The organism is Vreelandella arctica (genome assembly GCF_037070215.1).
In the GTDB taxonomy this organism is placed as follows: Bacteria; Pseudomonadota; Gammaproteobacteria; order Pseudomonadales; family Halomonadaceae; genus Vreelandella; species Vreelandella arctica.
In genome coordinates this window covers 53626-73612 of sequence record NZ_JBANSN010000013.1, presented here as the reverse complement: position 1 = coordinate 73612, position 19987 = coordinate 53626, and the positions used below count along the sequence as shown (strand labels likewise).

General features: G+C 55.6%; 16 protein-coding genes. 6 read left to right on the top strand and 10 right to left on the bottom strand.

Translation table 11 applies throughout. The annotated features are described in order from the left end of the window. Positions 1–60: 60 nt before the first annotated feature. From acnD to V8L70_RS13295, 4 genes are all read right to left on the bottom strand, one after another. The gene (acnD, locus tag V8L70_RS13310; RefSeq protein ID WP_336269600.1) at positions 61–2670 is read right to left on the bottom strand and encodes a Fe/S-dependent 2-methylisocitrate dehydratase AcnD; all 2610 of its coding nucleotides are present in this window, start codon (positions 2668–2670) and stop codon (positions 61–63) included. A 66-nt stretch (positions 2671–2736) separates the two neighbouring features. Beyond that, complete coding sequence (gene prpC, locus V8L70_RS13305) at positions 2737–3864, bottom strand: bifunctional 2-methylcitrate synthase/citrate synthase (RefSeq protein WP_101147873.1); 1128 nt, start codon at positions 3862–3864, stop codon at positions 2737–2739. A 74-nt stretch (positions 3865–3938) separates the two neighbouring features. Then, positions 3939–4829, bottom strand: coding sequence for a methylisocitrate lyase (gene prpB, locus V8L70_RS13300; RefSeq protein WP_101147872.1), 891 nt, complete (start codon positions 4827–4829; stop codon positions 3939–3941). A gap of 58 nt (positions 4830–4887) precedes the next feature. Further along, a complete protein-coding gene (locus V8L70_RS13295; protein ID WP_101147871.1) occupies positions 4888–5574 on the bottom strand; it encodes a GntR family transcriptional regulator in 687 nt (228 codons plus the stop codon). 347 nt (positions 5575–5921) lie between these two features. On the opposite strand from V8L70_RS13295, the gene pabB reads away from it, so the two are divergent. After that, complete coding sequence (gene pabB / locus V8L70_RS13290) at positions 5922–7277, top strand: aminodeoxychorismate synthase component I (protein ID WP_101147870.1); 1356 nt, start codon at positions 5922–5924, stop codon at positions 7275–7277. Positions 7278–7394: 117 nt separating this feature from the next. Continuing rightward, entirely contained in the window at positions 7395–8015 is a 621-nt protein-coding gene (locus tag V8L70_RS13285; protein ID WP_101147869.1) for a phosphoadenosine phosphosulfate reductase domain-containing protein, read from the top strand. 13 nt (positions 8016–8028) lie between these two features. Here the strand turns inward: V8L70_RS13285 and cysB are convergent, their stop codons facing one another. Continuing rightward, the gene (cysB, locus tag V8L70_RS13280) at positions 8029–9003 is read right to left on the bottom strand and encodes an HTH-type transcriptional regulator CysB (RefSeq protein WP_101147868.1); all 975 of its coding nucleotides are present in this window, start codon (positions 9001–9003) and stop codon (positions 8029–8031) included. Positions 9004–9375: 372 nt separating this feature from the next. On the opposite strand from cysB, the gene trxA reads away from it, so the two are divergent. Continuing rightward, positions 9376–9699, top strand: a complete 324-nt coding sequence (gene trxA / locus V8L70_RS13275; RefSeq protein WP_008959554.1) for a thioredoxin — start codon at positions 9376–9378, stop codon at positions 9697–9699. Positions 9700–9787: 88 nt separating this feature from the next. On the opposite strand, the gene V8L70_RS13270 is transcribed toward trxA, so the two are convergent. Next, entirely contained in the window at positions 9788–10885 is a 1098-nt protein-coding gene (locus tag V8L70_RS13270; RefSeq protein ID WP_008959555.1) for an AI-2E family transporter, read from the bottom strand. Positions 10886–11116: 231 nt separating this feature from the next. Here V8L70_RS13270 and V8L70_RS13265 point away from each other — a divergent pair, with 231 nt between their 5' ends. Then, positions 11117–12019, top strand: coding sequence for an SIMPL domain-containing protein (locus V8L70_RS13265; RefSeq protein ID WP_101147867.1), 903 nt, complete (start codon positions 11117–11119; stop codon positions 12017–12019). On the opposite strand, the gene serS is transcribed toward V8L70_RS13265, so the two are convergent. Beyond that, entirely contained in the window at positions 11964–13241 is a 1278-nt protein-coding gene (gene serS / locus V8L70_RS13260; RefSeq protein WP_101147866.1) for a serine--tRNA ligase, read from the bottom strand. The two genes, V8L70_RS13265 and serS, sit on opposite strands and share 56 nt — an antisense overlap. Positions 13242–13418: 177 nt before the next feature. Here serS and V8L70_RS13255 point away from each other — a divergent pair, with 177 nt between their 5' ends. Both V8L70_RS13255 and ydiJ read left to right on the top strand, forming a co-directional pair. Further along, positions 13419–14009 carry a DUF4202 domain-containing protein gene (locus V8L70_RS13255; protein WP_101147915.1) on the top strand — a complete coding sequence of 197 codons (591 nt, stop codon included), beginning with the start codon at positions 13419–13421 and terminating at the stop codon, positions 14007–14009. 90 nt (positions 14010–14099) lie between these two features. Next, positions 14100–17225, top strand: coding sequence for a D-2-hydroxyglutarate dehydrogenase YdiJ (gene ydiJ, locus V8L70_RS13250; protein WP_101147865.1), 3126 nt, complete (start codon positions 14100–14102; stop codon positions 17223–17225). Between the two features lie 43 nt (positions 17226–17268). On the opposite strand, the gene trpC is transcribed toward ydiJ, so the two are convergent. The 3 genes from trpC to V8L70_RS13235 are packed head-to-tail and all read right to left on the bottom strand — an operon-like array spanning position 17269 to position 19805. After that, positions 17269–18072 carry an indole-3-glycerol phosphate synthase TrpC gene (gene trpC / locus V8L70_RS13245; RefSeq protein ID WP_101147864.1) on the bottom strand — a complete coding sequence of 268 codons (804 nt, stop codon included), beginning with the start codon at positions 18070–18072 and terminating at the stop codon, positions 17269–17271. A gap of 38 nt (positions 18073–18110) precedes the next feature. Next, the gene (gene trpD / locus V8L70_RS13240; RefSeq protein WP_101147863.1) at positions 18111–19130 is read right to left on the bottom strand and encodes an anthranilate phosphoribosyltransferase; all 1020 of its coding nucleotides are present in this window, start codon (positions 19128–19130) and stop codon (positions 18111–18113) included. A 39-nt stretch (positions 19131–19169) separates the two neighbouring features. Further along, positions 19170–19805, bottom strand: a complete 636-nt coding sequence (locus tag V8L70_RS13235) for an anthranilate synthase component II (RefSeq protein WP_101147862.1) — start codon at positions 19803–19805, stop codon at positions 19170–19172. Positions 19806–19987 lie beyond the last annotated feature (182 nt).

Genomic DNA, 19987 nt, shown 5'->3' with positions numbered 1-19987 from the left:
GATTCGAAAAGCTAGGTTCGAAAAGCTAAAGACACCGGGCTCTCTTGGCCAGATACGGTTTTAAGCTGCCGTCGATTCGAGGAAATCCTGGGCGAAGCGCTGCAGTACGCCACCAGCGGTGTAAATTGACACCTCCTCGGCGGTATCCAAACGGCACTTCATCGCGACGCGCTCGCTGTCTCCGCGTTGGCGGTGGATTACCAGCGTGAGCATTGCCCCTGGCGAAACGGCGCCTTCGACATCGAAGGTTTCGGTGCCATCCAGACCGAGTGTCATGCGCGTAGTGCCCGGTTCAAACTCCAACGGCATCACGCCCATACCGATCAGGTTGGTGCGGTGAATACGCTCAAAGCCTTCAGCGGCAATCGCTTCCACACCTGCCAGGGCCACACCTTTGGCCGCCCAATCCCGCGACGATCCCTGACCGTAATCCGCACCGGCAATAATGATCAGCGGCTGCTTACGCGCCATATAGGTTTCAATCGCTTCCCACATTCGGGTCACTTCGCCTTCGGGCTCTACCCGCGCCAGCGAACCCTGTTTTACCTTGCCATCGGCATCGCGCACCATTTCGTTAAACAGCTTAGGGTTGGCGAAAGTAGCGCGCTGGGCGGTGAGGTGATCGCCGCGGTGCGTCGCGTAGGAGTTAAAGTCTTCTTCCGGCACGCCCATTTTGGCCAGGTACTCACCCGCCGCGCTGTTGAGCTGTATCGCGTTGGAGGGAGAGAGATGGTCGGTCGTGATATTGTCCGGCAGGATTGCCAGTGGGCGCATGCCTTTCAGGGTGCGCTCTTTAGCCATATTACCTTCCCAGTAAGGCGGGCGACGGATATATGTACTCTGGGGGCGCCAGTCATATAGGGGGCTGACCTGAGCGCGGGCGCTCTTGTCCAAATCGAACATGGGAATATAGGTCTGGCGGAACTGCTCCGGCTTCACCGATGACTTAACGATCGCGTCGATCTCTTCATCCGCTGGCCAGATATCCTTTAACGTGACGGGGTTGCCCGCCTGATCCACGCCCAGGGCATCTTTTTCGATATCAAAGCGAATCGTGCCCGCAATGGCGTAGGCGACCACCAGCGGCGGTGAGGCCAAAAACGCCTGCTGGGCATGGGGATGAATACGGCCATCGAAGTTACGATTACCGGAAAGTACGGCGGTTGCGTAGAGATCGCGCTCGATAATCTCCTGCTGGATTTTTGGTTCCAGCGCGCCAGACATGCCGTTACAGGTGGTGCAGGCGTAAGCCACCACCCCAAAGCCGAGATTTTCCAGCTCGCTCATCAACCCAGCTTCTTCCAGGTACATCTTGACGGTTTTCGAGCCCGGCGCCAGCGACGACTTCACCCAGGGTTTACGCAGCAACCCTAGCCGGTTGGCGTTACGGGCGATCAGCCCGGCGGCGACCATGTTGCGCGGGTTGGACGTGTTGGTGCAGCTGGTAATGGCGGCGATGATCACCGCGCCATCCGGCATTCTGCCCGCCTTCTCCTCTTCCCGCGCTGCCTCAAGCCCTACCGCAATACCGCGCTGTGCCAGCTCTGAAGTGGGCAAGTGTGCATGAGGATTGGACGGCCCTGCCAGAGTGCGGTGTACCGATGAAAGATCAAAGGTCAGCACCCGCTCGTAATCAACCTCGGTCAAACTGTCCGCCCATAGGCCGGTGTGTTTGGCATAGGTTTCCACCAGCGCCACCTGCTCATCTTCACGGCCGGTAATTTTCAGGTAATCGATGGTTTGACCATCGATGTAGAACATCGCCGCAGTCGCGCCGTATTCGGGGGTCATATTCGAAATCGTGGCGCGATCACCCACGGTGAGCGCATCGGCACCTTCGCCGTAAAATTCCAGATACGCCCCGACGACGCGCTCTTTACGCAGGAACTCGGTAATCGCCAGCACCATATCGGTGCCAGTTATCCCTGGTTGCAGCTTGCCGGTCAGCTCTACGCCGACGATATCCGGTAAGCGCATCATGGAAGCGCGGCCTAACATCACGCTTTCGGCTTCCAGGCCACCCACGCCTACTGAGATAACGCCGAGTGCGTCCACCATCGGCGTGTGGCTATCGGTCCCCACACAGGTATCGGGATAGGCAATGCCGTCGCGGTTCTGCACCACCGGTGACATCTTCTCCAGATTGATCTGGTGCATAATGCCGTTGCCGGGGGGAATCACATCGACGTTCTCGAATGCCGTCTTGGTCCAGTTGATAAAATGGAAACGGTCATCGTTGCGACGATCTTCAATGGCACGGTTTTTCTCAAAGGCGCCCTCTTCTGAGCCTGCGTGCTCCACCGCCAATGAGTGATCGACAATCAGTTGGGTGGGCACCACCGGATTAACCTTGGCGGGATCGCCGCCCTTTTCGGCGATGGCGTCACGCAGCCCGGCCAAATCGACCAGTGCGGTTTGGCCGAGGATATCGTGGCAGACGACACGCGCCGGGTACCAAGGAAAATCCAGGTCACTCTTGCGCTCGATCAGCTGTTTCAGCGCATCAGTGAGCAGTGCTGGATCACAGCGGCGCACCAACTGCTCGGCCAGCACACGCGAGGTATAGGGCAGCTGAGCATAGGCACCGGGCTGGATATCTTCCACCGCCTCGCGAGCATCAAAAAATTCAAGCGCTGTGCCAGGCAGGGGTTTACGGTATTGGGTATTCATAACAGGCAGACTCACAAGAAGGGGCTGAAAAAAGCCCGGTAGCCAAGCCACCGGGCATCACGCAGGTCAGTCTCGCGCTTCTATCGGCACCCACTCGCTCTTCTCGGGGCCGGTGTAATCGGCACTGGGGCGGATGATGCGATTATTGGCGCGCTGCTCAAATACGTGTGCCGCCCAGCCAGTCAGCCGCGAACAGACAAAAATCGGCGTGAACAGTTTGGTGGGTATATCCATAAAGTGGTATGCGCTGGCGTGGAAGAAGTCCGCGTTACAGAACAGCTTTTTCTCGCGCCACATTACCGCTTCGACCCGCTCGGAAACCGGGTAAAGCACTTTGTCACCTACGTCGTCGGAGAGCTTCTTGGACCAGTGCTTGATAATCGCGTTGCGCGGATCGGACTCGCGGTAGATCGCATGACCAAAGCCCATGATCTTGTCCTTGCGCTCCAACATGCCCATGATCTTGCTTTCCGCCTCTTCCGGCGACTGCCAATTCTCGATCATCGCCATGGCCGCTTCGTTGGCGCCGCCATGTAGCGGGCCGCGCAACGAACCAATCGCACCGGTCACGCAGGAGTGCATATCGGAAAGCGTTGAGGCACAAACTCGTGCTGTGAAGGTAGAGGCATTGAATTCGTGCTCGGCGTAAAGAATCAGCGAGACGTTCATGACCCGGGCATGCAGTTCAGAAGCAGGTTCGCCGCGCAGCATATGGAGGAAGTGACCGCCTACCGAGTCATCATCCGTTTCAGTATCAATGCGTACACCGTCATGAGAGAAGCGATACCAGTAGCAAATAATCGAGGGCAGCACCGCTAGCAGGCGGTCGGCCACGTCCTGCTGCTGATCAAAGTTCTCCTCGGTTTCTAGATTGCCCAGCATTGAGGTGCCGGTGCGCATCACATCCATCGGGTGAGCATCTTTAGGAATCTGCTCAAGCACCGTTTTCAACGCATCGGGCAAACCGCGCAGGTTTTTGAGCTTACTGATGTAGTGATCTAATTCACCCTGGTTGGGCAGCTTGCCTTTTAGCAGCAGGTAAGCAACCTCTTCAAACTTGGCTTTTTCGGCGAGCTCTTTGATATCAAATCCACGGTAGGTCAGGCCTGAGCCGGTTTTGCCTACCGTACACAGCGCGGTGGTACCGGCGCTCTGGCCACGCAATCCTGCACCTGTCACGGGTTTATCAGCCATGGTGAGTCTCCTGTTACTGCTTTTATTTTAAATTGTGTCTTTCAAATATGATCGAACGTTAACTGGCGTTTGACTTACTGGTCGTCGCCCTGTTCGGCAAACAGTGCATCGAGCTTTTGTTCAAAGTCGTGGTAGTTCAGAAAATCGTAGAGTTCATCGCGCGTCTGCATCATTGGCACAACGTCTTTTTGATGGCCGTTGTCGAAGATGCTTTGATAGACCTGCAGTGCCGCGGCATTCATAGCGCGGAACGCGGAGAGCGGGTAAAGCACCATGCGGCATCCAACGTCGCCAAGCTCCGCTTGAGTAAATAGCGGGGTAGCACCGAACTCGGTGATGTTGGCCAAAATCGGCGCGTTGACCCTTTCACAGAAAGCTTTGTAATCATCCAGTGTGTGAACGGCTTCGGCGAAAATAGCATCCGCCCCGGCTTCAACGCAGGCATTAGCGCGCTCAATGGCCGCATCGAGACCCTCTTTTTGAAACGCATCGGTACGGGCAATCAAATAGAATTCGGAGTCGATCTTGGCATCGGCGGCGGCTTTGATACGGTCGACCATCTCCTGCTGAGTGACAATTGCCTTATTGGGGCGATGGCCGCAGCGTTTTTGCGCGACCTGATCTTCCATGTGCACCGCGGCGACACCAGCACGCTGCATCTCTTTCACGGTGCGGGCGATATTGAAAGCACCGCCCCAGCCGGTATCGATATCCACCAGCAGCGGCAGCTCGGTCGCGCCGCAGATACGGTGAGCATCTTCCACCACATCATTCATGGTCGTCATGCCCAGATCCGGCAGGCCGAACGATGCATTGGCGACACCGCCACCGGAAAGGTAGATAGCCTGGTGACCGACTTTTTCAGCCATCAGTGCTGTATAGGCATTGATGGTGCCGAGTATCGGTAGCGGACGATTCGCTTCTAGCGCGGCCCGAAAACGGGCGCCGGGAGTCATCTGGGACATGAGGAGTTTCTCCTGTTGTTAATTTTTTAGTTATGTTTTAGCTGTATAATTGAGAGCGTTACGATTTGGACGCTGACTGTTCGAGAGAAGCTGCATAGCGATCCGCCACATTGGCGCGGGAGGCGCTGACATGACGGCGCATCAACAGCTCGGCCAACTCGGCGTCCCCGGCTTCAATGGCATCCACAATGCGATGGTGCTCCACGAAAGCCCGCTGCGGTCGCGTGCCACTGGCACTGAATTGGGTGCGATAAAGGCGCACGAGATAGTAGAGATCGTCGCACAACAGGTTCATCAGCATTTTGTTATGGCTGCCCTGAACAATGCAGTAGTGAAAATCGAGATCGCCTTCGCGCTGGTAGTAAGCTTCGCCGCGTTTCAGGTCGGCTTGTCCTTCATGCAGCGCCAGTACATCCCGCAAACCTTGCACCTCTTCCGGCGACATATGCTCCGCCGCCAGGCGCGCCGCCATACTTTCCAGAGCTTCACGCAGGTCAAACAGCTCTAGAAGCTCTTTCATTGAGAGTTGAACCACGCGCGCGCCTACATGAGGAACTCGCTCAATCAGGCGGTGTGCTTCCAGGCGACGCATCGCTTCGCGCAGCGGCCCGCGTGAAATACCATAGGTCTTGGAAAGCCCCGGTTCAGTGATCTTGCTTCCAGGGGCGAGTTCGCCGCGCACGATGGCATCCTGCAATTGATGAAATACCCGCTCTGCGAGCGTGCGTACTTCGGGTACAGCCATTTCCGAGGCGGTTGCCTCAGAACCTGCTGTTGCTGAGGAAGCGTTGGCGGCAGTAGACGAGTTAGAAGCGAGTGTTGCCATGATTAATTGTCGACAATTGAAAAGTAAACAAACTCTAGCGCGTGTCATTTGAACCGTCAACTAGCCTAGATAGCCGATTTTGTACGCCTTTCGTTGTACTGATAGGGAAAATCAGATCAGCTCTGTCAACAATCAAGCAGTTATTGTTAGGTAACGAGTGGTGGGTTGCGGTTGCATAGCGTTAAATGCGACAGGCGTCTAACACTGGTGTCATTGCCTACGCCCCTCTAAAATGGCTCGCCCTTTACTGGCGAGGCGTTTGTTTAATGATCAAGGCGTTGTCGATGACTTCCCTGCCCTATTCACCCGACCCCTTGGGTGTATTCGCCCGCCTGCGCGCCAGACCCGGCGCGGTGCTGCTCGATAGTGGTCGCCCGATTGCCAATGGTCGCTTTGATATTATCAGCAGCGACCCCCTGGCTACGCTGGAAGTGACGAGCGACGGCAACCCGAGCCTCTCATCTCATCAGTTCAGCCCTCCACCACACCTAGCCAACGATGCGTTTGCGCTGCAGCAGTGGCTATTGGATCAGTTAGATATTCCTAATGAGCTCAGTGAACTCCCTTTTCTTGGCGGTTTGATTGGCTATTGGGGCTACGATTTAGGACGTAAAACCTTATCAATACCTAGCGGTCAAACGAGCCCGGTCGCACTACCACAAGCCCGCCTAGGACTTTACGATTGGTGTATTACGCTAGATCACGTGGCCCAGCAGGCATGGTTAATTGCCACGCCGGAACGTCGTGACCAGGTAAAAACCTGGCTTGCCACGTCACCAGACCAGCCAGGCACATTTGCACTTAATAATGCCTTTCAGGCCGAGCTTAGCCATGACCAGTACGTCTCGGGTTTTAACGCCGTGCAGCGCTATATACGGGCGGGAGATTGCTACCAGATCAATTTAGCGCAGCGTTTTTATGCCGACTATGAGGGGGATGAGTGGCAAGCGTACCTGCGATTGCGTCAGGCAACGCCCACGCCTTTTTCGGGCTTCATGGCCTGGGGAGATAAAGCCGTTCTCTCACTTTCGCCGGAGCGTTTTATCCAATGCCGCAATAGAGAAGTCGAAACGCGGCCCATCAAAGGCACCCGTCCGCGGGGCGCAACGCCAGAAGAAGATCAGGCGTTAGCGGAACAGCTATTGAGCAGCACTAAAGACCGCGCTGAAAATGTGATGATCGTTGACCTGTTGCGCAATGACTTAGGCCGCGTGTGTAAGCCTGGCTCCATTCGCGTGCCGCAGCTGTGCCGCTTGGAGAGCTACCCCAACGTGCACCACCTGGTTAGCGTCGTGCAGGGAACGCTGGCCGATAGCTATACCCCACTGTCACTTCTTGAAGCCGCTTTTCCCGGCGGCTCGATTACCGGCGCACCCAAGGTTCGCGCCATGCAGATTATTGATGAATTAGAGCCCTGCCAGCGCAGCGTCTATTGCGGCAGCTTAGGTTATGTCGATGTACGCGGCAGTATGGATACCTCCATCGCCATTCGCACGATGGTTGCCGAGGCGGGAAGATTGCATGTATGGGGCGGCGGCGGCTTAGTGGCAGACTCACAAGCGGACGAAGAGTACACCGAAACACTGGATAAGATTCGCCACCTAATTGGCGCCCTGGAATAAGCAATTAAATTTCTATATCTAAAAGGAATATAAAAGCCTAACTAAACGGTATTGGGGCGTCAGGGGTCGGGTTTGATAGCCTAGTCACCATAACTCTACACCCGAACAGGAGGCAGCATGTCCTCAGAGCTTGAAGCGATCAATAACGAATTTGCTAACAACCCGCAGGGTTTGGTTGAGTGGGCATTAGCCCAGGGCGCGCGGCCTATCTGCACCACTAACTTTCGCCCTTTTGAGGCGGTGATTCTGCACATGGTCAGCCAGGTACGCCCGGATATACCAATTGTTTGGATGGACAGCGGTTACAACACCGAGGCGACCTATCAATTCGCCGACGAGGTGATAAAACAGCTCAACCTCAATATCGTCAGCTTTGTGCCCCGTCGTACTCGCGCCCACCGCGAAGCGCTGGACGGCCCCATGCCGGGCATTGACGACCCGCGCCATGCAGCCTTTACTCAGGAAGTGAAACTCGAACCTTTCGAGCGTGCGTTGCGTGAAATGCAGCCTGACGTATGGTTTACCGCGCTACGCGCTGAAGACACCCCCGAACGCGCCAAAATGCAGGCGGTTAGCCGCAACAGCGACGGCCTGTTAAAAGTGGCCCCGCTGCTACAGTGGAGCGCTAAAGATATGTATCAGTACCTACAGGCGCATAACCTACCCAACAACTTCGACTACTTTGACCCCACAAAGGTGGAAGAGAAGCGCGAATGCGGGCTGCATTTACAGCACTGATACTCGTCAATAATCAATACTCGGGCAGGTCTAAGTCATCAAACAGCGACTGTTCATGGCGTGGGCCTGCTGTTAGCGCTTCATCCACACGGTCACGGGTTAAGTGAGGCGCGAAGCGCTCTAAAAAGTCATACATATAGCCGCGCATAAAAGTGCCACGACGAATACCAATCTTGGTCGTGGAGCTGGCAAACAGATGGCTTGCATCCAGTGCTACCAAGTCATCGTCAAGCGCCTCATCCACGGCCATATGCGCCACGATACCCACGCCCATTCCCAGGCGCACGTAGGTTTTTATCACATCGGCATCGGCTGCCGTGAGCACTACGTTAGGCGTTAACCCCTTCGCTTTAAAGGCATCATCTAACTGAGAACGACCAGTAAACCCAAACACATAAGTCACCAACGGATGCTCGCCAAGCGCCTCAAGGGTCAACGGGCCATCATGAGTCGCTAAAGGGTGCCCCTTAGGCACCAGTACGCAGCGGTTCCAGCGATAGCATGGCAGCAGTACCAAATCGGTAAACAGCTCCAGTGACTCGGTGGCGATAGCAAAGTCTGCCTGCCCTTCGCTAACCATCTGTGCAATCTGTTTGGGCGTCCCCTGCTGCATATGCAGGGCTACATCAGGGTATTTCAGCGTGAATTCGCTAATGATCGGTGGTAGCGCGTAACGAGCTTGAGTGTGTGTGGTTGCAATCGACAGGCTGCCACGACGCTCGTCGCTATGCTCCTGGGCAACCTGCTTGATATTATCGGTCAGGCGCAGCACTTGCCCGGCCAGTTCAATAATCGATTGGCCAGCAGGCGTTACTCGCGTTAGGTGCTTGCCGCTGCGGGCAAAAATCTCAACGCCAAGCTCGTCTTCCAATAAACGAATTTGTTTGGAGATCCCCGGTTGTGAGGTAAATAGACTTTGCGCCGTGGCTGAGACGTTCAGGTTATGTCGATTGACTTCCCAGATATAGCGTAGCTGTTGTAGCTTCATATCCTCACCTTATTTATTCTCTAAACAGATCTATGTAGGATGCGCTTTGAAACACATCCTTGCGCAGCTACTACGATGCGTTTGATGGAAAGCGGCGCTGGTGCGGCACTTTACAGCACTAGATAGAATAAAAAACCAATGGATAATACTTTTATATTATAAAAAATCTTCCTACCAGCATCCATTAATTTCTGCTATTCAGATAAATCACCACACGGGAAATTTGCCAGCAACCTCCGCGCCCGCTAACATCTGACCACGCTTATCGTGATAGAGATGAGGCGCGGTGAACGAGCGCCAATTGATCGCGTAATGACCGTTGCTCCATTTGAGGCAACGAAACAGTAAGAGCAACGCAAACGGGAGAAGCAAATGGCTAATAATGTTGATGTCACCAACGCCAATTTTGAGCAAGAAGTCCTCAACGCTGAACAGCCTGTGCTAATGAAGTTCTGGGCGCCCTGGTGTGGCCCGTGCAAAGTCATGGCCCCGGTCGTTGATGAAGTAGCTGCAGAGCGTCAGGACAGCCTGAAAGTCGTTAGTGTCAATGTTGACGATGCACCTGAAATTGCTGCCGAGCAAGGCGTACGCGGTGTACCTACCGTGATGCTGTTTAAAGCAGGCACCAAAGTCGCCTCACTGGTTGGCGCGCAATCCAAATCACAACTGACGCAGTTCATCGAACAGAACGCCTGATGACAGCCGTTTAGTACGTGCAATTTAGTACGTACAATTACCGCCGACGCTGTCGGCGGTAGTGTTATCACTACTCTTTACCTCAACTTCAGCGCTTCCACGGCGGCAAGCTTGCGTCACTCGCCCTACTATCCTTTATACGCCGCCTCCCAGGCCCTAGCAGCCGAGCGATCCAGCGTGTTTGTGGGTGGCTATCAAGCGCGATTTTAAGTGTCATTGTCAGCACCACCGAAAGTAACATCCCCGCCGCACCAAAGATCCAGCCCCACACGACCAACGATAAAAACGCCACAAAAGTGGAGAGCCCTAACGCCTGCCCCATTACCCGTGGCTCAATTAGGTTGCCAAGCACAAAGTTGATGACCAGATAGGCCGATGCCAACAGCATCGCCTGAAACGCGCCGCCATCTTGGGCAACCAGTAGTAACAGCACCGGCGGTATGGCGGCCAGAGCAGAACCAATATTAGGAATGAAGTTTAGCGCAAAGGCTAACACCCCCCACAGCAGTGGAAATTCAACACCAACAATCAAGCAAGAGAGCCAAACCAGCGCACCCGTGGCAAGGCTAATTACCGTCTTAACTGCAAGGTAGCGCTTTAGCGTTAAGCTGAACTCACTGAAACGCTTCAAACTGGGCGCGGGATTTTCCAGTGCTCGAGATATTTTGTCGCGCACGTTGAGCGTCTCAAACAGCATGAAGATGACCAGCAGCCCAACAATAATGCTCTGCATGAAGAGATTGCCAAGCTGGCTCAGTAGCGCTGGCATCCAGGAGCCTTCATCCTCGCCTTCAAAGAGGGAGTTGATCTGGTCAGGGTTGATTGCTAATCCGCGTGAAGAGAGCGCATTAAGCAAGTTCCAATACTGTTCATATAGCCGAGACTCAATTTCCGGCAGCGCCGTCAAAAAAGTGCTAAAGCTATTAACCACTAGCAGACCAATGAGCGATATAAACGCCAGCAATACCATTAAGGTCAGAAAGGCCGACATTCGCATGCTCAGACCACAGCGGTGCAGCCACTGCACCGGCGAGGTACACACCACCGCGATAAATATCGCCAGTAGCAACGGCACCAGTAAATCAGCACCAACTTTCATTCCAGCAATAATCACTACCAACGCGGCAAGCGCCAAGGTGGCATTGAGCGGAATACTTCGGTAATCCTCATCAGACACGTTCGACATAATCTTTCCCTAGCCTGTTATTGGTACATAATGGCTGCTTTGATCATAGTGCACAAACCGTGCAAACAATAAGCAACTGTTGTGCGTCCACTCTTCCTTGCTGAACTTTCTTTTCTACTACCCTTCCAAGTTGTGTCTGCCCTAACTTCTTGAAACAGCTTTTAAAACGATGATTTAACTTGGCGGCGCGGCTGTCCACTCACTGCTGCCCTCTTACTTAGGAAGCCATTTATGAAAGCAATTCCACTCAGTCTTCAAAACGCTGGTTCTCAAACACTAGGTTCTCAAAGGTCAGGTTCTTCAGGACTACGCTCTCAACTTCTAGGTTACGGCCTGCTAGGTGGTACCTTATTAGCACTCCTAAGTGCGCCTTTTGCTCACGCGGCACCGGCACACCAAGCGCCCCCCAGCCTGCACGTTCAAGCACAGTCTTGGGTTGAGGTAGAACCCAACAAGGCCACCCTCAACGCGCGCTTATGGGAAAACACGCCAGCCCTTTCCACCTTGGAAGGGAGCGATAGTAGCGCACTTAGTGATGCACGCGAGCGTTTAGAGAGCCGCGCCAGCGAATTAATCGAAAAAATGGAAGCCACCGGTCTTGAACGCAACGCCATCAACGCTGGATCGCTTAACGTCTATCCAGAGCATATTCAAGGACCGCGCAACGAAGACGGCGAACATGAAACACTCCAGCGCACACGACTGGAGCGCCCTATCACCGTCGAACTTACCGACCTTGATCAGTTAAGCGAAGTGTTAGACGCACTGATTGCAGCGGGCGTTAACTCGCTGGACGGCGTGCAATTCGACCTACAGGACCGTGATGCCGCCACCGATGAAGCATTGGTCAAAGCGCTAGAAAAAGCGCAGCACAAGGCAAACTTGATGGCCGATAGCCTGGATGCCGAACTGGGCCATGTGAAGCGCATTGAAGAAACGCAATCACCTATCTTCCAACCGCAGATGATGTCGATGCGGGCGGAGAGCGATGCCGCTGGTGCCAGCCAATCCGCTGCCACCAGTGATTACAGCCCTGGCACCATTCGTATTGATGCTGGCGTTAACGTTGTGTGGGCGCTTAAAGGACCAAATGCTCCAGGCCGCCCAGGTAGCGACGTAGCGGCTCAGGAATAGTCACCGACCCATCCGCCTGCTGGTGGTTTTCAAGCACTGCCAGCAGGCAACGCCCCACCGCTAGTCCAGAACCATTCAAGGTATGCAGCAACTGTGGCTTTTTGGTATCCGGGTGGCGATAACGCGCCTGCATACGCCGCGCCTGAAAATCCTCGCAGTTGGAAACCGAAGAAATCTCCCGGTACGTTTCCTGACTGGGCAACCACACTTCTAAGTCGTAGGTTTTAGTCGCCCCAAAGCCCATATCCCCAGTACACAGCGTCACCACACGATACGGCAGATCCAGCGCCTGAAGGATTGCCTCCGCATGACCACGCATCTCGTCCAACGCCTCATAGCTCTTCTCCGGTTCGACGATCTGCACCATCTCGACCTTATCGAACTGATGCTGACGGATCATGCCGCGGGTATCACGGCCGTGTGAGCCTGCTTCAGAGCGGAAACACGGTGTATGCGCGGTAAGCTTCATCGGCAATGCCGCCTGCTCGACAATTTCATCGCGCACGAAGTTAGTCAGCGGTACTTCCGAGGTGGGAATCAGGTGGTACTCGCGCTCATCGTCCAGCTTGAACAGATCTTCGCCAAACTTCGGTAACTGGCCAGTCCCCATGAGCGATTCGCGATTCACCATATAGGGCACGTAGCACTCTTCGTAGCCGTGCTGTTCGGTTTGGGTGTCCAGCATAAACTGCGCCAGCGCCCGGTGCAGGCGTGCAATCGGCCCGCGCATTACCGCAAAGCGAGCGCCAGTAATCTTAGCTGCCAACTCAAAATCGAGATAACCCGATTTTTTACCCAGATCGACGTGATCGAGTACCGTGAAATCAAACTCCCGCGGCGTGCCCCAGCGGTGCAGCTCAACATTATCGTTCTCGCTTTTGCCTTCCGGCACGCTTTCATGGGGCAGGTTGGGAATACCGCTGATGGCGTCGTCCCACTCCTCCTGCACCTCGGCCAGCTCACGCTTGGCTTTATCCAAGCGATCGCCCAAATCGCTGACTTCATCCAGCAGCGGCTGAATATCTTCACCGTTAGCCTTGGCTTTACCAATCGCTTTGGAACGCATGTTGCGCTCGTTTTGCAGCTGCTCGGTTTGCGTTTGCAGCTCACGGCGACGCGACTCCAGCGCCTGCAGTCCCGCTTTATCAAGCACAAAGCCCCGGCGGGCCAGTTGTTGAGCAACCGTGTCAAGATCACCGCGCAGCAGTTTCGGATCGAGCATGAATCCTGTCCCTTGGCCTGAAATCAATAAGAGCAACGCGCCAACGCACGTGCAGAAAGGCGACTATTGTAGGCAAAAGCGCGGCGGGGAGCTATGGGCAGTGTCACGCTGCAGTTGTGATTCATGCGATTTCTCGGCAACCTAGCCCTTATTCACTCAAAGCCGAGCAACGCAACTATGTCTACTGCCTTTGATCAAACGCTTGCCGCCATTGATGCTTTGCATGCCGAGGATCCGCGCTCCACGACGCTTGCCGATGGCACCTCCATGCCCCAGGAGCTGGCCTACGCCCAGCGTATGAGTGGCTGGTTAGACCGCGTTCACGATGCCCCAGATGAAGTGCTGCGCCTGGCCGTTCGCGCCCAGCACTTGCAGCGCTGGTTAGTGCCGCGCGATGAGTACCCCGAAGGGCGTGTGGGTTATTTAACCTGGCGGCGCGATCAGGGAATTCGTGCTGGCGATACTACCGCTCAACTTATGCGCGACGCAGGCTATGCGGACCAAGACGCCGCCCGAGCCGCGAAGATGATTGGCAAGAAAGGCTTAGGCCGCGACCCAGACGTACAAGCGCTGGAAGATTGCGCCTGCCTGGTGTTTCTAGAGAACTACTTTGCTGATTTCTCGCGCAAGATCGAGCACGACCACATGGTGCGTATTGTGCAGATGACCTGGCGCAAAATGTCACCCCGTGCCCACGAACTGGCGCTAGCACTGCCGATGTCAGACGCCTCATCAGCGCTGGTAAAAGAAGCCCTGGGTGTTGAGTAAGGTGTTACCGTAAGGTGCAGCCGGGCAGTCGCTGCGGTAAAGTAGCCATCTTCTTTTTTTGCGCCCCCGGCACTGACGGCTTGCTCAACTATGATTGCATCCTTGGATACCCGTACCGCCCCGTTTGAACGCTTGGGAAATTCGTATTTACGTTTTCTTCAAGCCCTCAAAACTCGCGGATTTGAAGGCGAAATTGCCCCCGACTATGCCAACCGCACGGTGCTGGCGACAGATAACTCGATTTACCAGCGCCTGCCCCAGGCGGCGGTCTACCCCAAGCATGCCGAAGACCTTGAACGCCTGACCCGACTAGCCGCGCAAACCTCCCACCGGGGCATTGTGTTGACCCCACGTGGCGGCGGCACCGGCACCAACGGCCAGTCACTTACCGACGGCATCGTGGTGGACGTATCACGCCACATGAACAAGATCATCGAGATCGACACTGAAAACCGTCGAGTGCGTGTACAGGCCGGGGTGGTGAAAGACCAGCTCAACGCTGCGCTCAAACCCCACGGGCTGTTTTTCGCCCCGGAGCTTTCGACCTCTAACCGCGCCACCATCGGCGGCATGATCTCCACTGATGCCAGCGGCCAGGGCAGCTGCGAATATGGTAAAACCCGCGACCATGTTTTGGAACTCGATACTATTCTGATCGGTGGAAAGCACCTGCACAGCCGTGCGTTAACACGTGACGAAGAGCAGGCTGAATGCCAGCAGGAAGGCATTCTGGGCCGCGTACATTCCACCGCCGCCGCCATTGTCGACCAGCAGCGGGACTTGATTGCAGCCAAGTTCCCGCCGCTCAACCGCTGCCTGACCGGCTATGACTTGGCCCACCTGCGCAATGATGAAGGGCAACTAAACCTCAATAGCCTGCTGTGCGGTTCGGAAGGTTCGCTGGGCTTTTTGAACGAAGCGGTGTTGAACGTGCTGCCAATCCCCAAGCACTCAACACTGGTTAATGTGCGCTACACCAGTTTTATGGACGCACTGCGGGATGCCAAAGCGCTCATGGCGGCTAGCTCTTCACAAAACCAGCCGCAGGCGCTGCGCCCGACTTCCATAGAGACCATCGACGACACAGTACTGCAACTGGCCATGGAAGACTTCGTCTGGGACAGCGTAGCGGAGTTCTTCCCGGCAACCGCTAACACGGCAATTCGCGGCATTAACCTGATCGAATTTAATGACGACCATGAAGCCCCCCTCGCCGAACGAGTGCGCGCTTTCACCAACCATCTAAGCCAAGACACCACCGTAGAGCGACTGGGCTACACCCTGGCCGAAGGGCGCGAGCAGATCCAGAAAGTCTACGGTATGCGCAAACGCTCGGTCGGTTTGCTCGGCAACGTGCAGGGCGAGAAACGGCCGATTCCGTTTGTGGAAGATACCGCCGTACCGCCGGAGCACTTGGCGGACTTTATTGCCGAATTTCGTGCCGCGCTGGATGCCAGAGGGCTCTCCTACGGGATGTTTGGCCATGTAGACGCTGGCGTACTCCATGTGCGCCCCGCCATTGATATGAAGGATCCCGAGCAGGAAAAACTGATTCGCGCAGTGTCCGATGAAGTCGCCGCGCTTACCCAAAAATATGGTGGCCTGCTGTGGGGCGAACACGGTAAAGGCGTGCGCTCTGAGTACGCGCCTAAATTCTTTGGCGAGCTCTATCCCAGTCTTCAGCGGGTAAAAGCGGCCTTTGACCCCTATAACCAACTCAACCCTGGCAAAATCGCTTCGCCCGCCGAAAGCGGTGAGCTAATCGCGAAGGATAGCGACCCTGATCTGCTGACGGTCGATGGCGTGCCCATGCGCGGCCAGTTTGACCGCACCATCGACGAGCACGCCTGGCAGGCCTACGACGCCGCGGTGTACTGCAACGGTAACGGCGCCTGCTACAACTACGACCTTGATGACCCCATGTGCCCTTCCTGGAAGGCAACGCGGGATCGCCGCCACTCTCCCAAAGGCCGCGCCAGCCTGATCCGCGAATGGCTGCGCCTGCAGACCCAAGCAGGGATCGACGTTGTTGAGGAGTCGCGGAAGAAAAAAGCCGAGGGCAGCTGGGGGTTTATTAAAAGCTTTCCACTACGGGTGGCGAATACGCTAAGCCGCAAGCAGCACCACGACTACTCCCACGAAGTTTATGACGCCATGGCGGGCTGTTTGGCGTGTAAGTCCTGCGCCGGGCAGTGCCCCGTCAAGGTCAACGTGCCCCAGTTCCGTTCGCAGTTTTTAGAGGTCTACCACGGCCGTTACCTGCGCCCGCTGCGCGACTATGTGATTGGTGGCACCGAGTTTATGCTGCCCACCCTGGCCAAGGCGGCGCCGCTGTATAACGCGGTAATTGGCCAACGTTGGGTAAAGCAACTAATGCGCCGCACGCTGGGCATGAGCGATTCCCCGGCGCTCTCGCGGGCCAGTGTTAAAAAGCAGTTGAAGGCCTGGGGCGTCGCCGAGGCAACACCGCTCTCGCTGGCCCTGTTAACCGAACAGCAGCGCGCCAACAGCGTGATACTTGTGCAGGACGCCTTCACCACCCACTTTGAAGCCAAGCTGGTGATGGACGTGGTGGAGCTACTCTCGCGCTTCAATCTACGTGTGTTTGTGATGCCTTATTCGGCTAACGGCAAACCCCTCCAGGTACAGGGCTTCCTGGGCGCCTTCGAGCGCACCGCCGCCAAGCAGGCCGAGCGGCTACGCACCTTGGCCCGCTTTGATATTCCCCTGGTGGGCATCGACCCGGCGATGACGCTCACCTATCGCCAGGAGTACGTCAAAGCGTTAGGCCATGAAGCCGTGCCGGAGGTGCTGATGCTGCAAGAGTGGCTGGCGACCCGCATCAATACGCTAGCGCCCACCCCGCTAAAGCTAACCGACCCCGGCTTTAAGCTGCTCGCCCACTGCACCGAGAAAACCAACGCGCCGGGCAGCCCTAAAGCATGGCAGCAAGTGTTCTCGGCGTTTGGGTTAGAGCTTGAGCTGATGGCCACCGGCTGCTGCGGTATGTCAGGCACTTACGGCCACGAAACCCGCAACGCCGCTACATCAAAAACGATCTACGCCCAGTCTTGGCAGCCCCAGGTGGAAGCCGAAGAAAACACAGGCAAGCTACTGGCCACCGGCTACTCCTGCCGCAGCCAGGTGAAGCGCTATTCGGCACAAAAACTACCTCACCCACTTCAAGCCCTATTGAAAGCCCTGAAGCAGCAGTGATGAGGTTCCGGTAGTCAGGCTTGGTGCTGCTTGAGTTCAGCAATCAGAAAAAGAGCCTTTTCAGCGCCAAACCCGGATCGCTTTCGCGCATAAAGGCTTCGCCAACCAGGAACCCGTTAACGTTGTGGTCACGCATCAGCTCAACGTCATCGCGGGTATGAATACCCGATTCGGTAATCACCGTGACGCCTTCAGGAATGCGCGGCAGCAGATCCAGCGTGGTATTGAGGCTGGTGTCAAAGGTGTGCAAATTGCGGTTGTTGATACCCACTAACTTTAGCTCCAGCGCCAAGGCGCGCTCCAGCTCGTCTGCATCGTGCACCTCTACCAACACATCCATTCCCAGTTGATTGGCCTGCTGGTGTAGATCACGCAGCTGTGAGTCATCCAAGGCGGCGACAATCAATAGGATGCAATCGGCACCAATAGCTCGCGCTTCACTGACCTGATAACCGTGGGTGATAAAGTCTTTACGAATCACCGGTAGCGTACACACATCCCGCGCGGCAATCAGGTAGTCTTCGTGGCCCTGGAAGAAGTCGGCATCGGTGAGCACCGATAGACAGGCAGCGCCCCCTTGCGCATAGCTTTTGGCGATATCGGACGGGTGAAACTCTTCACGAATAACGCCTTTCGAGGGAGAGGCTTTTTTCACCTCGGCGATAATCGCCGGATCACCCGTTGCGATGCGTGTATTAAGCGCTTCAATAAAGCCACGCGGGGCGCTCTGCTTCTCTCCTAGCGCGAGCAGGTCTGATTCTGAAACCGCTTGACGACGCTCAGCCACTTCTTGATCTTTGCGAGCCAGAATGCGCGTTAAAATAGTTGGCGTTGCCTGTTGAGTCATGTTGATCTCTTTTTTTAAAACTTATCTTGTTTAAGAACCTACTGCTTAAAAACGCTGGTAAAGTGCGAAAGCTCTTTGAGTTTTTCGAGCGGCAGCTTGGAGGCTTGCGCGTCCTGGGCCACCATCACCCCCTCTTTTAAGGTATCCGCCACGCCCGAACAATAAAGTGCGGCGCCAGCGTTTAGCGCGACCATATCGGCGGCGGCGCCTTCACCGGAAAGCGCGGCCTTGACTAAGCGCAGGCTATCTTCGGCGCTATTGGCTTTCAGTGTTGCCAAGCTCTGGCGCTCAATGCCCAGCTCTTCGGGCGTAATGGTGTACTGGGTAATCTCACCCTCCTTAAGCTCGGCGACTAAGGTGGGGCCTGCCAGGGAGATTTCATCCAAACCATCGTCTGAATGGACCACCATCACGTGGCGGCTACCCAAGGTTTTCAGCACTTCTGCCATTAGCGGTACCAGCTCCGGCGCATAAACGCCAAGTACCTGGTTGGGAGCACCAGCCGGGTTGGTCAGTGGGCCCAGAATATTAAACAGCGTGCGCACGCCCATTTCACGGCGGGGCCCAATGGCATAGCGCATGGCCGGGTGATGATTAGGGGCAAACATAAAGCCAACGCCCACCTGCTCAATACAGCGCGCCACCTGATCAGGCTTAAGATCCAGGTAGATACCCGCCACATCAAATAAGTCTGCACTACCGGATGACGACGAAACGCTGCGGTTACCGTGCTTGGCCACGTGTGCGCCAGCGGCAGCGGCAACAAAACTGGCAGCGGTGGAAACATTGAACAGGTTCGCGCCATCGCCACCGGTGCCGACAATATCGACAACGTTTTCAGCATGCAGCTCAACGCGTTTCATCAGCTCGCGCATGACCTGGGCAGCAGCGCTGATTTCAACGGCGCTTTCGCCCTTCATGGCAAGGCCCACCAGCAGGCCACCGATTTGCGCATCACTAGCATCGCCGGTCATGATTTGGCGCATCAAGGCGTGCATGGCATCGAAAGAAAGGTCTTCGCGGCGCATCACCGCATTAATTGCGTCTCGCATTTGCATGAGCAGAGGGGCCCCTAAAAAAGCGTGTGAAACCGGCCATCAGCCGCGTTTTAAAAAATTGGCCAATAGCTCATGGCCTTGGCGGGTAAGAATCGACTCGGGGTGAAACTGCACCCCTTCAATATCTAGCTCGCGGTGACGAAACCCCATGACTAAGCCGGGAGTAACGTCGTCATCGCCTGTCCAGGCAGTGACTTCCAAACAGTCAGGCAGGCTCGCTTTATCGACGACCAGAGAGTGATAGCGGGTCACCTCAACAGGGTTATCCAACCCTTCAAATACACCTTGGTTCGCGTGTAGTACAGCAGAGGTTTTGCCATGCATGACCTGTGGGGCGCGCACGACCTTGCCACCAAAGACCTGCCCAATCGCCTGATGGCCCAGGCAGACACCTAAAATAGGTAGCTTGCCAGCAAAATGTTCGATGGCGGCCATGGAGATACCTGCCTCGTTAGGCGTACAGGGCCCGGGCGACACCACCAAGTGCGTCGGCGCCAGCGCTTCAATCTGCTCAATGGTGATGTCGTCATTAAGGTAAGTGATTACTTTCGCGCCCAGCTCGCCCAGGTACTGGACGATGTTAAACGTGAAACTGTCGTAATTGTCTATCATCACCACTTTACGCGCTGGCTGATTCTGCGCTGACAGTTTCTGCCCCGACTGAGCTTGCGCCATTGCCCCACTTACTCCGTTGCGTCATTCAGATCACAGATGAAACCACTAATGACTTGATGATACCGCAACCGGGCGCTGCGTTGCAGGGGTTAAGTGCCGCGCCGGGCAGTAATGATCAGAAGCTCCCCCAGCGAGCTTACGAACCGCCCCATAAATGGGACTCACCAGCGGCGCACAGAAGA

Excerpts from the sequence above, each read along its gene's own strand:
- pabB (WP_101147870.1), top strand. The coding sequence starts at position 5,922 with ATGATCAAGGCGTTGTCGATGACTTCCCTGCCCTATTCACCCGACCCC.
- V8L70_RS13235 (WP_101147862.1), bottom strand. The coding sequence starts at position 19,805 with ATGGCGCAAGCTCAGTCGGGGCAGAAACTGTCAGCGCAGAATCAGCCA.
- serS (WP_101147866.1), bottom strand. The coding sequence starts at position 13,241 with ATGCTCGATCCGAAACTGCTGCGCGGTGATCTTGACACGGTTGCTCAA.
- trpD (WP_101147863.1), bottom strand. The coding sequence starts at position 19,130 with ATGCAAATGCGAGACGCAATTAATGCGGTGATGCGCCGCGAAGACCTT.
- cysB (WP_101147868.1), bottom strand. The coding sequence starts at position 9,003 with ATGAAGCTACAACAGCTACGCTATATCTGGGAAGTCAATCGACATAAC.
- acnD (WP_336269600.1), bottom strand. The coding sequence starts at position 2,670 with ATGAATACCCAATACCGTAAACCCCTGCCTGGCACAGCGCTTGAATTT.
- V8L70_RS13285 (WP_101147869.1), top strand. The coding sequence starts at position 7,395 with ATGTCCTCAGAGCTTGAAGCGATCAATAACGAATTTGCTAACAACCCG.
- ydiJ (WP_101147865.1), top strand. The coding sequence starts at position 14,100 with ATGATTGCATCCTTGGATACCCGTACCGCCCCGTTTGAACGCTTGGGA.
- trxA (WP_008959554.1), top strand. The coding sequence starts at position 9,376 with ATGGCTAATAATGTTGATGTCACCAACGCCAATTTTGAGCAAGAAGTC.
- V8L70_RS13265 (WP_101147867.1), top strand. The coding sequence starts at position 11,117 with ATGAAAGCAATTCCACTCAGTCTTCAAAACGCTGGTTCTCAAACACTA.
- trpC (WP_101147864.1), bottom strand. The coding sequence starts at position 18,072 with ATGACTCAACAGGCAACGCCAACTATTTTAACGCGCATTCTGGCTCGC.
- prpB (WP_101147872.1), bottom strand. The coding sequence starts at position 4,829 with ATGTCCCAGATGACTCCCGGCGCCCGTTTTCGGGCCGCGCTAGAAGCG.
- V8L70_RS13295 (WP_101147871.1), bottom strand. The coding sequence starts at position 5,574 with ATGGCTGTACCCGAAGTACGCACGCTCGCAGAGCGGGTATTTCATCAA.
- V8L70_RS13270 (WP_008959555.1), bottom strand. The coding sequence starts at position 10,885 with ATGTCGAACGTGTCTGATGAGGATTACCGAAGTATTCCGCTCAATGCC.
- V8L70_RS13255 (WP_101147915.1), top strand. The coding sequence starts at position 13,419 with ATGTCTACTGCCTTTGATCAAACGCTTGCCGCCATTGATGCTTTGCAT.
- prpC (WP_101147873.1), bottom strand. The coding sequence starts at position 3,864 with ATGGCTGATAAACCCGTGACAGGTGCAGGATTGCGTGGCCAGAGCGCC.